This window comes from Ruegeria sp. CL3 (assembly GCF_056536505.1).
The window spans coordinates 96950-112583 of sequence record NZ_JBQFPT010000005.1 but is presented as its reverse complement, the minus strand read 5'-3'; the positions used below and the strand labels follow the sequence as shown (position 1 = coordinate 112583).

The window sequence follows — 15634 nt, the reverse complement described above, 5'->3', positions numbered from 1 at the left end:
TTCACTACAGCAAATCGAACCCGGTGCCGCAAGCTTTCCCTCGGGCCGGAGCAATCTTGCGCAAATGAGCCGTGTTAGAGGAATCCAGAATAGCGTGCAGCGTCGATCAACGCGGCGATGCGCTGTTTGATCAGGGGCACGTCATCCGTGCCAGTCAGGGTGACAATATCTGCCACGACATTGCGCAGCGTCTCGGGCAGGTTCTGCTGGCTGCTGTCCAGAAGGCGCGCGCATAGCTTTGGCACCTCGGAGAGGTCTTTCTGCGTCTGGCTGGATGCGATCAAAGGCAACAGCGCGGACCATTCAAACGGATAAGCGATCGAGGTCTTCTCGAACTGAACCATCGCGTCGCGGGCCAGCTTGCACGCGGTACTGTCTGCGCTGCGCTGCCATGCCTCCCAGGACAGGTTGGCGGTCGCCAATGCAATATACTCATGCATCTGTAGTTCCCGCGCTAACGCGATGCTTTCATGAGACAGGCGCGTGGCCTCGGATGGATTGTGCATGCGCCGGTGGACGAGGGACAAATAAGTCATGCAGCGCAACTCGATCTTGCGGTGACCGGATTTGCGCGCGGCCTCCAAACCTGCGCTCATCGCCTCTTGTGCCTGAGGCAGGCGGATACTGTGCAGATTGACGAACCCAAGGATAAACAGGGCCGAGGCAACAATGGCGAGATTGCCGGTCTCCTCGGCCGCAGACACATAGTTCGATGCGGTTGCGATCGTGTCCTCGGTCGGAACATAGCGCAACATTCTTAGGTCACGCAGTACCAGTTGATCGAAATACTCGGCGCGTTGTTCGGCCGTCATGCTACCCACATCCTGCGCAAGCCCGGACGCCAGTCGAGACATCGCCTCGCCATCCCCGCTCCAGTAGTGAACGTTGAGCGTATTAAGCTGGATGTCGATCCATTCCCGCAGCAGCTCGGCGTCGTCCCGCCACGCGGTTTGATCCAGAGCAGCCTCGGCGGCGGCAAGTTCGGCCAGTGATCCCGCGCGATCCTGTTGCAAGGCATTGCCGGTCAGACGGTGTAACCGAGCCGTTTTCCGCGGGTTGTCTTGAACCAACCCTACGGCCTCACGATAAGCCGCAACCGCGCCGTCAAGGTCGTGAACCAAGGTCAAGACGGTGCCAAGCTGTTCCAACAGATCGGCACGCTCGGGCAGAGTGCCAGGGTGCAACCCGTCCGAAAGGGTGACCTGTTCCAGATGGTTCAACGCGGATTTGAAATAGGCCGTGGCCTCTGTATTTGCATAGCGCGAACTTGCCTGCTCCGCCGCCTGCTGGAAGCACCGTGTTGCTTCCGCATGGTTGGCGGACAAACCCCAATGGCTGCCCAGAACATGGGCGGGCGTGATTTTGCGAAACCGCGCACCAAGTACAGCCGCAATACGCGCATGCACCATTGCACGCACGGATCGCAGCATGGTCTCATACGCTGCATCGCGCATCAGGGCGTGACGGAATGAGTATCTGCGAGCCGCAGCCGGGGCGGGAACAATAATCTGCGCCGATACCAACGTGTTTAAATGAGCCGACAGCGCATGATCGGATTCATCAATCACGGCAGACAGAACGTCGAAGGAAAAATCCCGACCAATGGCCGCAGCCGTCTGCAGTATCCGGCGGGATTCGGGGTGACGATCAAGGCGGGCGACCAACAACTCGTTCAGCGTGGTCGGTACCGCCGTCTCATCAATCGAGGTGCCGCCCCCATCGGTTCGGTCAAAGACCCCGGTTTCAATGAACGACTTGGAAAGCTCCTCGGCAAAAAGCGGCACCCCGTCGGACCGATCCGCGATCAATTCCAGCACCGGCATCGGCACCGGTTTCAGATCGTAGACATGTGCCGCAATCTCACCGATTTCCTCGTTGGACAGCCGGGTCAGTTCGATGCGCGTATTGACCTCCCACGCGGTTTGAAACGCGGGCCTGCAGGTCAGCAGCAGCATGACCTGCTCATCTTTGAACGTCTCAAGCAGCCGTCCCAATAGCTCTTTGGTGGTCGGGTCGATCCAGTGAAGGTCCTCGAAGACAACCAGCACTTTCTTGTCGCGCACATACCATTCGAACAGGGCAATCAGCGCCTGAAACGTCATCTCTTTCCGGCCCAGCGCATCAAGCGGCAGCGTGGTGTCGCGCGCGTGTTCGCGAAACTGCATCAAGGCATCCGCCAATGAAGCTGTCTTGCCCGGGTCCAGGGTTGTAGCCGAAAAAATCTGTTCCAGCCGCTGGGCCGTGTCCCCTGCCGAAAGCTGCCCCCCGCCCAAAACCATAGACCAGATCTGGTTCAGTACCGGATATAAGGCGTCATTGGTATGAAACGGCGAGCATTGAAAGCGCAGAACGTCGCCCTCTGCCTCAAGCACATGCGATACGAACTCTTCCACCAGTCGGGACTTTCCGATCCCCGGCTCACCAGAAATGAGCGTCGACCGCGGTACGCCCTGCTCGACCCGCTCCCAGGCACTGTCCAACTGGGCCAGTTCAACCTTGCGATTGATGATCGGCAGCTTTTCTTTTGACCGACGCTTGAAATCGGGGGTGGGGCCGTCCGTTGCGCCTTCGACGCGCCAGATACGTACCTCGCCGCGGAAGCCTTTCAATTTGTGATTTCCCAGATCGGTCAGATCGAATTTGCCTTCAACAATCTTCTTGGTTTCATCCGAAATCGCCAAGGTGCCCGGTTTTGCCATCAACTGAATTCGCGCGGCCAGGTTGGGCGCGCGCCCAACGGCCTGATCTTCTTCGATGTATGAGTTGCGGATCAGGTCCCCAACAACGACATTGCCTGTTGCGATGCCAATGCGGCAATTCAGCTTAACCCCATGTGGCCGGCCCAGAAAATGCATCGAGTCGGCGATGCTCAGCCCTGATCGGACCGCACGCTCGGCGTCATGATCATAGGCCTGCGGCCAGCCGAAATAGGCCAGAACGCCATCGCCCAGATATTGCGCGACAAAGCCGCCATATTCCTCGACGATCTCGGTCACGGCGCTTTTGTAGCTGGTCAACAGGGTCGAAAGCTCTTCTGCATCCAGTTGTTCGGACAATTGGGTCGAGCCGACAAGATCCGTGAACACCACTGACAGCTGCCGCCGCTGTTGCGGCGCGACAGAATGGCTGCGATCCGCCTTTTCCGCAAAAGGTCCGTTTGCCAAGTCCGATGCCTGCCCGCTGCGCAGCAAGGCAATCGCATTTAACAACTGACGGCGATGGCCAACCGATGCGATCCCCATATCCCTGAGGTCTTCTGCAGTGATCGTCGGCAGCAGGCTACCATCCACATCATGGTCATGAAACGCCGTGACGTAGCGCTCCATTCCAAGCGCGCGCAGCCAATCGTCGAGATCAATTGCCATCGTGTTGTTTCACCATTCACCCTACCAACGGGCACTTGCGACACGACTGAAACACACCAATCGCCCGCCTGAAGCGCTGCAATCTGAAAGAGAGCGCAAAAAACAATTATCATCATGATACCGATTCCACTATCCTCGGAATCGCAACATTATCAAGGGGAAGAACGTCGTCGTGCCCAACTCAAGAAATTTGCTTATCGTCGGAACCGGCAATGTCGCCAACGCGCTTGCGCGCCGGTTTTCTGCAACGGATCATGTGGTTCATATCGGTTCGCGAGATACCGGACGTGGGGTCGAGGCCGCGGATCGGCATGGTATTAAAGGCGGCCTTGCAGCCGCTCTAGTTCAACACGCCGAGGTTGTGTTCATCGCCGTACCGTTCACGGCGTTGGATGATACATTGGAAGCTTTGGGATCACTGGAAGGCAAGGTGGTGGTCGACTGCACTAACCCTCTGACCGATGACTACATGGCTCTGACCCTGGGGCATTCCACGTCCGCAGGCGAGGTCTGCCAAGCGAAGCTGCCGGGCGTCCCGGTCGTCAAAGCCTTCAACGCGATCTTCGCGGATGTCGTTGACTCGGATCCGACCTATGGCGGCATCCGCCCTCAAGTATTCCTTGCCGGGGATGACGCTGGGGCAAAAGAAACGGTGGCCGAGCTGGTGCGTGCAATCAACTACGACCCGGTAGATAGCGGAGCGATGCTGAGTGCGCGGTATCTGGAACCTCTGGCCGAGTTGATCATTCAGATGGCCTATGTTCAGGGCGAAGGCACGCGGATCACGCCCGTCATACTGCGCTCCGACGCATAGTCGCGCTTGAATACGCAGAGAAGCAGGCAGGCTCGGACGCTCTGCCTGCTTCAAAGGCCCATTGCAAAAGCGGCATACGCCGCGCATCTGGGCCGGAACTTCGGATAGCCGCTCGTTGACTTCCGACGTGATAGCCTCATTGACCGTGTCACCCGCCATACGGTTCTTCCCAGCTTCGCAAAACTCTTTCGATCAGAAGGAATAAAGGCTTTCTGCGACATAGCAGCAGCACAGGGTGGCAGTACTTGTCTGTCCACCGAGGTCGGTCGAAATATAGTCCTGATTTCCTCCTCAGCTAAGTACTGCTTGGGTGTCTTTCGTTTGACACCTCTGACCAGCTTTTCAGCCGCACTCTTCGATGCGAGATTTCTGGGACATATCAGAACAGTCCATCGCGCAATATTGGCCCAAACGGCAAGCCGTTCCGTCTCAATAGAAAGAGTGGAGCCTTTTGGACAGTTGTCAGCTATGCGGACTTAGCTGTCGTTGAGCTATTCAACTACGCAGATCGGAAAGTCGCCCGGATTTCGCCTACCACCCTTGTCCAAACAAATATCATCGTACATAAACTGGTGAAACTTCTGATCCGCCATAAATGACGATACTGCAACTAAAACTAATATTTGAGATTATCCACTTTTTCATAGTTTATTGCTAGCAGGGCACATCGAAATCGCAAGTCGCAAAATCGAGTGCAAATCTTCAAAGACCCTGACGTTCAAGTTATCTGCTTTGGGCTCGCTGCCGAAATTCAATTCGGTTCTCCGTCACGTAGATCTGCAACTCGTCGCCAATTTCATCAAAAAAAGGAACGTTATGCCGGTTGCCTGCGTTGCAAAAGCCCTGAGTTCCAATTCCTGCAAACATGCGAGCAGATCGAATGCGTTTGAAACGCGTTTATCTACGATGGTAGAAAACCGACCCACGTGCCCAAAGAAAATGACTGAAACATGGTCATTCGATCGCACTGATAGTGCGATTGGCCCTGAAAGCTGGTTCAACTCATCAAGCGTCGCCTTCCACCAAAGGTTTGGGTGCTGCTCTGACCAGCCGGGGTGTTGCGGAGACGTTGTAGTCCCCATTGAGGACGTCGCGAAAATTCGATCAAACAAGCTTGACCGCCGATGTCCTGGTATCAATCACGAGATACATTCAAACCCTGTGCCCACGGAAACAAACAGAACTTGCCTGGCTATTGATCTTTTTAGCGCGCGCAAAGAATATGTAAAAGTAAGATAAGATCAAAGCGGCTGTGATCCGCAGGCAGACTGGCATGACCAAAATCAAGAATATGGAAGAGTTCGCGGCGCTCAGCGGAATATCGCGGCCCACGGTGTCCAAATACTTCCACGACCCCGATAGCGTTCGCCCAACGACGAGGGCGCGCATCGAAGAGGCGCTGGAGCGGTTTGACTATCGCCCGAATATCTATGCAGTGAACCAGAACCGGAAGCTGACCAAGAATATCGGCATCGTCGTGCCCTATCTGGCTGATCCGTTCTTTGCCGAAATCGCTCGGTATCTCGAACAGAGCTGTATCGCAGCCGGGTATCGGCCTTTCCTTTTCAGCGCTCACGGGGAACAAAAGCTGGAAAACGAAATTCTGGACGGTTTGCAATCCCTGAAACCTGCGGGTGTCTTGTTGGCGCCTTTGGGGCGTATCTCTGACAAGTCAGCGATCGAGAAATTCTGCGCCAGTGTGCCGACGGTTCTGTTCGACAGTAACCTCGACGGTTTGGGCGCGGCGTTTATCGGGTCAGACAATTTCAGCTTTGTGTCTCAGACCGTGGAATACATGACCCGCACGGGCGAGCCGCCCTCGTTCTTCGAAATGCGGACACCTGCAAACCCCAATGCCAACAAGCGACGGAAGGCCTATGTCGAGGTGATGGAGCGCCTGGGCTTTGAGCCGCATGTGATCAAAATCGAAGGCACGGGCTGGGCCTTTGAGGAGATTGGTCGACAAGGTGCGCTCAAGGTTTTGGATGAACGCAAGTTACGCACGGATTCGGTTTTGTGCAGCAATGACCGATTGGCGATCGGCTTTCTGGCGGCCTGTTTTGAGCAGGGGATTCGCGTCGGGCGGAAAGAGGATTGTGCGCTGCGAGTGGCCTCAAACGACGACCATCCTTTTGCGAAATTCACATGCCCCTCCCTGACAACCGCGGCGCATGATTATGACAACGTGGCGGCCCGAAGTGTCGAAACGCTTTTCGAACTCATTGAAAACGGAGGGAAATTTGAGAAGCGGACAGAAACCCTCTTCCCGGCCCGATTGGTTCTCAGGGAATCCGCATAACGTCAAAAATTAACGCGCGTAAAGTTTTTATTGACGCCGCGACAAATCTTGAACTAGTCTTTCTGCACAGCATCCAAGCTCAGGGAGGACAGGGATGTACTTGAAACACGCACTTCGTGCGGCGACAGCTTTGACGTTCGTCGCGACGGCCGCGGCCCACGCACAATCCATCACGATCGCCACAGTAAACAACGGCGACATGATCCGGATGCAGGGCTATACCGACAAATTCACCGAAGCGACGGGTATCGACGTCGAGTGGGTGACGCTGGAAGAAAACGTACTGCGCCAGCGCGTGACGACTGACATCACCACCAAAGGTGGTCAGTTCGACATCATGACCATTGGTATGTACGAGACCCCGATTTGGGGCGCAAATGGCTGGTTGGTTCCGCTGGACGGGATGTCAGCTGAATATGACGTCGACGATCTTCTGCCTGCGATGGCTGGCGGTCTGAGCCACGAAGGCACGCTATACGCTGCTCCGTTCTATGGCGAAAGCTCGATGATCATGTACCGCACCGACCTGATGGAACAGGCTGGTCTGGAAATGCCCGAAGCCCCCACATGGCAGTTCATCCGCGAAGCGGCAGCGGCCATGACCGACCGAGACAATGACATCAACGGGATCTGCCTGCGCGGAAAGGCCGGTTGGGGTGAAGGCGGTGCCTTTATCACTGTGACCGGAAACTCATTCGGCGCGCGCTGGTTTGATGAAAACTGGAAGCCCCAGTTCGATCAGCCCGAGTGGAAAGAAGCTCTGACCTTCTTCGTCGACATGATGAATGAATCCGGTCCGGCAGGCTATGCGACCAACGGGTTTAACGAGAACCTGTCTCTGTTCCAGCAAGGCAAATGCGGCATGTGGATCGACGCCACCGTTGCCGCGTCCTTTGTGACCAATCCCGATGACTCGACTGTTGCGGACAAGGTCGGCTTTGCTCTGGCTCCGAATTCGGAAGGCGTGGACAAGCGCGCCAACTGGCTGTGGGCGTGGGCTTTGGCGATCCCTGCAGGTACACAACAGGAAGACGCCGCTAAGCAGTTCATCGAATGGGCGACCTCAAAGGACTACATCGAGTTGGTGGCTGAAAACGAAGGCTGGGCCAACGTCCCGCCGGGCGCGCGAACCTCGCTATACGAGAATCCGAACTACGTGGATGTTCCGTTCGCGAAAATGACGCTGGAATCGATCCTTGCGGCTGATCCGCAGAACTGCTGCGCACAACCTACGCCCTATACCGGCATCCAGTTTGTCGCGATCCCTGAATTTGCTGGCATTGCCACTCAGGTGAGCCAGGAATTCTCAGCAGTCTATGCCGGACAGCAAACGGTGGATGAGGCGCTGGCTAAAGCGCAGGCCTTCACCGCCGAAGAAATGGAAGCCGCAGGGTACTGAGGCATCCTCCCACGCGGGCGGGCAGAGAACTGCCCCCCGCTCACCCCTTCCACAACCCACATTTTTCTCGCAGGCTAAGCTACGCCTGAACAGAGAGGGTTTGCGTAATGGCTACTCAACACTCCCGATCCGTCGCGCGCCTGATGATGGCACCCGCAGTGGTCCTGCTGCTTGGCTGGATGCTCGTGCCCCTGACGATGACGCTGTATTTTTCCTTCAAGAAATACCTGCCCCTGCGCGGTGGGGATCTGGGCTGGGTCGGCTTCGACAACTACGTCCGGTTCGTATCATCCAGCTCCTTCTGGCCCGCGGTTCAAGCAACGCTTGTGATCGTCGGAGGGGTTCTGGTCATCACCGTTATCCTGGGCATCCTTCTGGCGATGCTTCTGGACCAGCCGATGTGGGGCCAAGGGGTTGTCCGTATTCTCGTGATCGCGCCCTTCTTCGTTATGCCGACCGTGTCTGCGCTGGTCTGGAAGAACATGTTCATGGATCCGGTGAACGGCCTGTTGGCCCATCTGTGGCGCTTTTTTGGGGCTGAGCCGATCTCGTGGCTTTCTGAGGCGTCGATGACCTCGATCATTATGATCGTTTCTTGGCAGTGGCTGCCCTTTGCGACGCTGATCCTGTTGACCGCGATCCAATCGCTGGACAGTGAGCAGTTGGAAGCGGCTGAGATGGATGGTGCGCCGGTCCTGAAACGGTTCTACCACATCATCCTGCCGCATCTGAGCCGCGCGATCACCATCGTGATCCTGATCCAGACAATCTTCCTTTTGTCGATCTTCGCCGAGATCTTCGTGACCACCGGCGGCGCATTCGGCACCCGTACACTCACCTACCTGATCTTCCAGCGCGTACTGGAGAGCCAGAATGTTGGCCTCGGATCAGCCGGAGGTGTCTACGCAATCATCTTAGCCAACATCGTTGCGATCTTCCTGATGCGCATCGTCGGCAAGAATCTGGACGCGTGAGGAGGTAAGATCATGGCCCGCGCTGTCACAACCCGCCGCAAATCGCTGAATACCGCCCTCGCTTGGGCCGTTGGTTTGCTGATCTTTTTCCCGATACTCTGGACCATCCTGACCAGCTTCAAGACTGAGGCACAGGCGATCGCCAGCCCACCGTTGTTCCTGAACTTCAACTGGACGCTGGAAAACTACGCCATCGTGCAGGAACGGTCCGACTATATGCGGTTCCTATGGAATTCGGTCATCATAGCCGGGGGCTCGACCATTCTGGGCGTCATCATCGCCGTCCCCGCCGCATGGGCGATGGCCTTCGTTCCGTCCAAGCGCACCAAGGACATTCTGCTTTGGATGCTGTCGACCAAGATGTTGCCTGCGGTCGGCGTTCTCTACCCAATCTACCTGCTGTTCATTCGGTTGGGCCTGCTGGATACGCGCGGAGGGCTGGTCGTCGTCCTGATGCTCATCAACCTGCCGATCATCGTCTGGATGCTGTACACCTATTTCCGCGAAATTCCGGGTGAAATTCTGGAAGCTGCACGGATGGACGGGGCGACATTGAAAGAAGAAATCCTCTACGTCCTGACGCCAATGGCCATCCCCGGCATCGCTTCGACCGTGCTGCTGAACTTCATTCTGGCTTGGAACGAGGCGTTCTGGACCCTCAACCTCACTGCCGTCGACGCGGCACCGCTAACAGCGTTCATCGCCAGCTATTCCAGCCCCGAAGGCCTGTTCTTTGCCAAGCTCAGCGCGGCCTCGACCATGGCGATTGCGCCAATCCTGATCCTCGGCTGGTTCAGCCAGAAACAACTTGTCCGCGGCCTGACCTTCGGCGCTGTGAAATAAGGAACACGACACATGGGACGTATTCAACTCAAGTCCGTGACCAAAAGCTTTGGCGACGTACAGGTCATTCCACCGCTGGACCTGACCATCGAAGATGGCGAGTTCACCGTCTTCGTCGGCCCCTCGGGATGCGGTAAGTCCACGCTGTTGCGCCTGATCGCAGGGTTGGAGGATATCACCTCGGGCTCCATAGACATCGACGGCGCGGACGCCACCGATGTGCCCCCCGCGAAACGAGGGCTGGCGATGGTGTTCCAGTCCTATGCGCTCTACCCCCATATGACCGTGCGCAAGAACATCGCCTTTCCCCTTCGGATGGCGAAGCTGGATCAGGCCGAGATCGACAAGCGAGTCGAAGGTGCGGCCAGCGTCCTGAACCTGACCGACTATCTGGACCGCCGCCCAGGCCAGCTGTCTGGCGGCCAACGTCAGCGGGTCGCCATCGGGCGCGCTATTGTGCGCGAACCAGCGGCGTTTCTGTTTGATGAGCCGCTGTCGAACCTCGACGCGGCGCTACGCGTTGGCATGCGGTTAGAGATCAGCGAGCTGCACGAACGCCTGGCGACCACTATGATCTATGTGACCCACGATCAGGTCGAAGCCATGACCATGGCTGACAAGATCGTCGTCCTTCAGGCCGGAGTGATCGAACAGGTCGGCAGCCCGCTGGAGCTGTATCGCACACCTCGAAACCTGTTTGTCGCGGGCTTCATCGGCTCCCCCAAGATGAACTTCATCGAGGGTGAAGAGGCCGCGAAACATGGCGCGAAAACCATCGGCATCCGCCCGGAACATATTACTGTTTCGGAAACTGAAGGCGAATGGTCCGGGGTTGTCAGCGTCTCGGAGCATTTGGGTTCAGACACCTTCTTCCATGTCCACGACACCGGATTGGCCGAGACGATCACGGTTCGCGCCGATGGCGAGGTTGGGTTCCGTCACGGGGATCGTATTCACCTGACGCCACGGGCCGACGTCATCCACCGTTTCGATGAAAAAGGACTGCGGATCGAATGACCCGTCTGAATGGCAAAATCGCTCTGATCACCGGTGCCGCGCGCGGCATCGGGCTGGCCTTTGCCAAATCCTATGTCGCGGAAGGCGCACGTGTTGCCATCGCGGATATCAACATCGAACGCGCCCAACGGGCCGCAGCCGAGATCGGCGCGTCCGCCATGGCCGTCGAAATGAACGTGACAAACCAGCAGAGTATCGACGACGCCATCACCCGCACGGCATCGCATTTCGGCCCGATCGACATATTGATCAACAATGCAGCGATCTTCACCGCTGCCCCGATTGTCGAGATTGAGCGCGCCGACTATGAGCGTGTCTTTGACATCAACGTCGCGGGTGCCCTATTCACCATGCAAGCCGTCGCGCGCCATATGATTGCGCATTGCACCAAAGGCCGGATCATCAATATGGCGTCTCAAGCCGGGCGGCGCGGTGAACCGCTGGTCGCCGTTTATTGTGCCAGCAAGGCCGCGATCATTTCCCTGACCCAATCTGCGGGCCTGAACCTGATCTCGCACGGGATCAACGTGAACGCGATCGCGCCAGGTGTGGTGGATGGCGAACACTGGGACGGCGTCGATGCGTTCTTTGCCAAACACGAAGGCAAACCGCCGGGACAGAAGAAACGCGAAGTGGCCGCTGCCGTTCCCTATGGCCGCATGGGCCGGGCCGAAGACTTGACAGGCATGGCAGTGTTTCTCGCCTCGGACGAGGCAAAATACATCGTTGCACAAACCTACAATGTCGACGGTGGAAATTGGATGAGCTGATGAACCCAGTGGCACACTCAAACCCTCTGATTCAGCTGCGGCAAGACAGGCTTGCAGACCTGCCAGCGACTGTCAGCACCCCTAGCTATCAGCGTTCAGAGCTGACGCCGGGCATAGTTCATATCGGCCTTGGAAATTTCCACCGCGCCCATCAGGCTTGGTACATCCACCAGCTCTTGCAGCAGGGCCAAGCCTACGATTGGGGTATTATCGGAGCCGGAGTACGCAGCTATGACGCTGAGATGCGTGAGAGGCTGTTGGCGCAGGATTGCCTGACCACGTTGATCGAGTTGGATCCACAAGGAATATCGGCAGAGGTCATAGGCCCGATGATCGACTATCTGCCAATTGAGGCAGGTAACGCAGCACTCATCCGCCGGATGGCGGATCCGTCTATCCGAATTGTTTCCCTGACCGTAACCGAGGGCGGCTACTTTCTGGATGCCAACACCGGCGTGTTCAACTTGGATCATGAAGACATAAGGTACGACGCGAAGAACCCGCACGAGCCACGCACAGTATTCGGTGCGATGGTCGAGGCATACAGGCAAAGGCGTGAGAATGGTTTGGAACCGTTTACCGCGCTGAGCTGCGACAATCTTCAGGGCAACGGCGCAATACTAAAAACCTGCATTGTTGGTTTGGCGCGTCTGGTCGACACGGAGCTGGCCGACTGGATCGCCCAAAAGGGCGCATTCCCGAACTCGATGGTGGATTGCATCGTGCCCGCAACGACTGAGCAGGTCATTTCGCAATGTCGGGCGCTTGGAATCGACGATCGCGCTCCGGTCTCGCATGAGAATTTTCGGCAATGGGTCGTCGAAGATGATTTCTGTGCTGGGCGGCCGCCCCTTGAACAAGCTGGGGTCACGATGACCCACGATGTTCACGGATATGAAATGATGAAACTGCGCATTCTGAACGGAGGTCACCAGCTGCTTGCCAATATTGGGGAAATTCTGAACGTACCGACGATTTCAGACTGCATGCAGGATCCGGACATCGTTGCGTTTTTCAAGAAGGTTCAGACAGAAGAGATCTTGCCCTATGTCGAAGCCGTTCCAGGCACCACGGCAATTGAATATCTTGGATTGGTTGAAAAGCGATTTGCAAACAGCACCATCCGCGACACGACACGTCGCGTGGCATTTGATGGGTCTTCACGACATCCGGGGTTCTTGCTGCCGTCGTTGCGCGATGCCCTTGCCTCAGGCCGATCTCTGACTGGTTTGGCACTGGCCGAAGCGTTCTGGTGCCGGATGTGCGCAGGCGTTCGCGAAGACGGCTCGGAAATTGCGCCAAACGACCCCCAATGGGAGCATTTGCAAAACACCGCTCGGGCCTCCAAGGCCAATCCGAGATTGTGGATCGAGCAAAGCCAGTATTATGGTGAGCTAGCTGGTAACACGCGGTTTGCAGAAGCTTTTTCCGCTTGCCTGTCCATAATCTGGCAAGTTGGTTGCCGAGCAGCGGTAACCGACTATGCCACCTCATAGGCAAAGCGACACTAATCGTGACACGCAATGGGCGTAAACTTCCCTACCCCTCATTAAGCGGAACCGTAGTTGCACTCAGTTCAATTCGGCCAGAAAAGAGTTGGCTTTTTCCAGATGCTTCTCTTTTGTTTCCAGCGGCATCCTATCGCCTGTACGACACATCATGGCCCAACGCGGATTTTTTGAAAGCGTGTCTTTGTGTTTGAAAATGAAGCGCCAATACAAGCCGTCCCAAGTCTCGGCCCATTCGCCTTTGCCCCAATGGCTCATCTTCCGAATGTAGTTTGATCCGGAAAAATAAGGCTTGGTCGTGATCAGCCCGCCATCCGCGTTTTGACTCATTGCGTAGACATTTGGAACCATGACCCAATCGTAGCTGTCCACGAACATTTCCATGAACCACCGATAGACGTCGTCTGGTTTGATTTCACACAAGAACATAAACCCGCCGAGGACCATCAGCCTTTCGATGTGGTGACAGTAGCTAGTCTGCAGGATCCGCCTGATCGTATCGTCAATCGGGTCTATCCCTGTTGTGCCGTCATAGAAAGAGGAAGGCATTGGTCGGTTGTGACGCCAATGATTAGTTGTGCGCATACGCACGCCCAAGTCCTCATAGGTGGCGCGCATGAACTCTCTCCACCCTATGATCTGACGGATAAACCCCTCTACAGAGTTGAGGGGCGTATTCTTACGCTGGGCATGGTCCAGAGTTGCGTCAATGACTTGCTGTGGCGTGATCAAGCCAATGTTCAATGCAGGTGTGAGGACAGCATGCCAAAGCCAGCTTTCGCCCTCAACAATCGCATCCTCAAAGTCACCGAACCGGTCGAAACGCCGTTCCAAAAACTGGTGAAGCCACGCCAGTGCAGCCGCGTGCGAAGTTGGATAATAAAGGGTATCGAGATGTCCGCGCGCGTCGGGAAATTCAGACAGAACATTGTCTTTCGCCGCTTGGTCCACACTGTCGTGCTGCGGCCAGTCAATCCAAGGCAAGCTTTGTAGCAGGGCTTTTGGAACCTTTTTGCGATTGTCTTCGTCGAAACTCCATTGGCCGCCCAAGGGCTGATCGTTCTCAAGCAAAATGTTCAATCGGCGTCGCTGGCTTTTGTAGTATTCCGCCATAAACCAACGTTTGCGTCCGGCAGACCAGGCCTGATTGCTGGCACGTGTGTTCAGAAAGCCGGGCGAAGGAAGGAATTCGATCGCAATTCCTGTTGCTTGCGATGCCTCACTCAAACGCTTTTCAACGGCTGAATCGACGGGATCAGCCATCACGACCCGAGAAATCTGATCCAGAGAAAGCCGCTCGAACAAATGCAGGCACGCTTTGGTCGAGGGCTCATACTCGAAGAGGTCCACATCAAAACCCTTGATCTCGAGCTCTTGGCGATACCTGGCCATGCTCGCCCTATGGAGCCAGAGCTTCTGCTTGTGCATTTTGGCGGGATACTGTGGGTCTCCGAAGAACAACGGATCTTCAAACAAGATCACCTTTTGCAGCGGCATCTCAAATGCGGGGTGTTCTGCAAAAATTTGATTTGGAAGCACAATTGCGGCGTATGTCACGGCGTTTTCCCGGTTTGGTTTACACGGCTAAGAGGTCAGATTCAGGGCCAGCAATATGGACGGGATCTTCTTCTTGAAGCCAAAAAACCCTGCTTTGGCGTACGGCCACGCATGCGCATCGTAAGGGCGCATCAGACGATGCAGATGAATGCCCGCCTCGATCAGCTTTGGTTCGGCACGGTCCAAGCGCACTCGTGTCGGACCGATAGGACAATAGGGTGTGACAATCGTATCAACATTGTTTGTTTGGGCGGCCTTGATCAGAGGCTCGGACCAATCATCCTTGGCTTGTTCAATCTCTCCAAACGGCAAAAGTGCGCTGTTCATTGCGTGTTTGACAAAAGCTGATGGCAAGTCTCCTACCTTGCCCCGCGAACGACCATGTGTGGCCAGCAGGCCGACCGCAGCCACGGGGCGCAATGATTTGATATCTGCAGCAGACATGTCTTCCTCTGTCATCAGCAACAGATATGGCTTTGAGAGGGGTTTTTCTGACTGCGGGCGGATTTCGATGCGCGGATGATCTGTTGCTTCAAGCAGCGGCTCAGCGACGTTGGCCAAGCCTTGGGGCTGAAACCGTCCATCGGTGTATTTCGCGATATTGTCGGCGCGCGCGAGATAGGTTTTTCCCTTTGTGTGTAGACCCGCCACCCAACGCCAACTTAGTGTATTTGATGCCGGATCGCCGTCGACGAGGTGACGCATGAAGACGTCTGCGCCCAGTTCCCAAGGGAGTCTGAGCGTGAAAATCCAAATGGAGGCCACCCACATCCTCACGTGGTTATGAAGATACCCCGTCGCGTTTAACTCGCGCATCCAGAAATCAAAACACTCGATACCAGTACGGCCTGACACAGCATCCCTATACGCCGCATTCAATGTTGCATCGTTTTCCAAACGCTCCAATTGTGCCACCAAGTTTCTTTGGTAGCTAAACCAAACACTTGGCCGTTGCTCCAACCAGCCTTTGAAATACGTGCGCCAAAACACTTCGTGAATGAACTTGTCGGCAACCTTTTCACCATGTGCGGACAGAACGCCTGACAGAACCTCTTCCTCAGTTATCAATCGGTGTCGCAGCCAGGGTG

11 protein-coding genes are annotated in these 15634 nt (G+C 56.1%); 8 read left to right on the top strand and 3 right to left on the bottom strand.

Annotation, left to right across the window (positions count from 1 at the left end; all coding sequences use genetic code 11):
• Positions 1-74: 74 nt before the first annotated feature.
• Positions 75-3365, bottom strand: a complete 3291-nt coding sequence (locus ACR0NO_RS08835; RefSeq protein ID WP_480723686.1) for an AAA family ATPase — start codon at positions 3363-3365, stop codon at positions 75-77.
• Positions 3366-3537: 172 nt separating this feature from the next.
• Here ACR0NO_RS08835 and ACR0NO_RS08830 point away from each other — a divergent pair, with 172 nt between their 5' ends.
• From ACR0NO_RS08830 to ACR0NO_RS08795, 8 genes are all read left to right on the top strand, one after another.
• On the top strand, positions 3538-4179 hold the full coding sequence (locus ACR0NO_RS08830) for an NADPH-dependent F420 reductase (protein WP_480723685.1): 642 nt from the start codon (positions 3538-3540) through the stop codon (positions 4177-4179).
• 1273 nt (positions 4180-5452) lie between these two features.
• Complete coding sequence (locus tag ACR0NO_RS08825; RefSeq protein ID WP_170552113.1) at positions 5453-6478, top strand: LacI family DNA-binding transcriptional regulator; 1026 nt, start codon at positions 5453-5455, stop codon at positions 6476-6478.
• Positions 6479-6572: 94 nt separating this feature from the next.
• The gene (locus ACR0NO_RS08820) at positions 6573-7877 is read left to right on the top strand and encodes an ABC transporter substrate-binding protein (protein WP_170666220.1); all 1305 of its coding nucleotides are present in this window, start codon (positions 6573-6575) and stop codon (positions 7875-7877) included.
• Between the two features lie 107 nt (positions 7878-7984).
• On the top strand, positions 7985-8851 hold the full coding sequence (locus tag ACR0NO_RS08815; protein ID WP_170375757.1) for a carbohydrate ABC transporter permease: 867 nt from the start codon (positions 7985-7987) through the stop codon (positions 8849-8851).
• 12 nt (positions 8852-8863) lie between these two features.
• Complete coding sequence (locus ACR0NO_RS08810; RefSeq protein ID WP_068333782.1) at positions 8864-9694, top strand: carbohydrate ABC transporter permease; 831 nt, start codon at positions 8864-8866, stop codon at positions 9692-9694.
• A 12-nt stretch (positions 9695-9706) separates the two neighbouring features.
• Positions 9707-10711 carry an ABC transporter ATP-binding protein gene (locus ACR0NO_RS08805; RefSeq protein ID WP_170552110.1) on the top strand — a complete coding sequence of 335 codons (1005 nt, stop codon included), beginning with the start codon at positions 9707-9709 and terminating at the stop codon, positions 10709-10711.
• The gene (locus ACR0NO_RS08800; RefSeq protein WP_480723683.1) at positions 10708-11481 is read left to right on the top strand and encodes an L-iditol 2-dehydrogenase; all 774 of its coding nucleotides are present in this window, start codon (positions 10708-10710) and stop codon (positions 11479-11481) included. The genes ACR0NO_RS08805 and ACR0NO_RS08800 overlap by 4 nt, the downstream gene beginning before the upstream one ends.
• Positions 11481-12977 (top strand): mannitol dehydrogenase family protein, encoded by a 1497-nt coding sequence (locus tag ACR0NO_RS08795; RefSeq protein WP_170666227.1) that lies wholly within the window; start codon positions 11481-11483, stop codon positions 12975-12977. Before ACR0NO_RS08800 ends, ACR0NO_RS08795 begins: the two co-directional genes overlap by 1 nt.
• A 75-nt stretch (positions 12978-13052) precedes the next feature.
• On the opposite strand, the gene ACR0NO_RS08790 is transcribed toward ACR0NO_RS08795, so the two are convergent.
• Both ACR0NO_RS08790 and ACR0NO_RS08785 read right to left on the bottom strand, forming a co-directional pair.
• Complete coding sequence (locus tag ACR0NO_RS08790; RefSeq protein ID WP_480723682.1) at positions 13053-14546, bottom strand: cryptochrome/photolyase family protein; 1494 nt, start codon at positions 14544-14546, stop codon at positions 13053-13055.
• Between the two features lie 27 nt (positions 14547-14573).
• A complete protein-coding gene (locus tag ACR0NO_RS08785) occupies positions 14574-15536 on the bottom strand; it encodes an FAD-binding domain-containing protein (RefSeq protein WP_480723681.1) in 963 nt (320 codons plus the stop codon).
• Between the last annotated feature and the right edge of the window lie 98 nt (positions 15537-15634).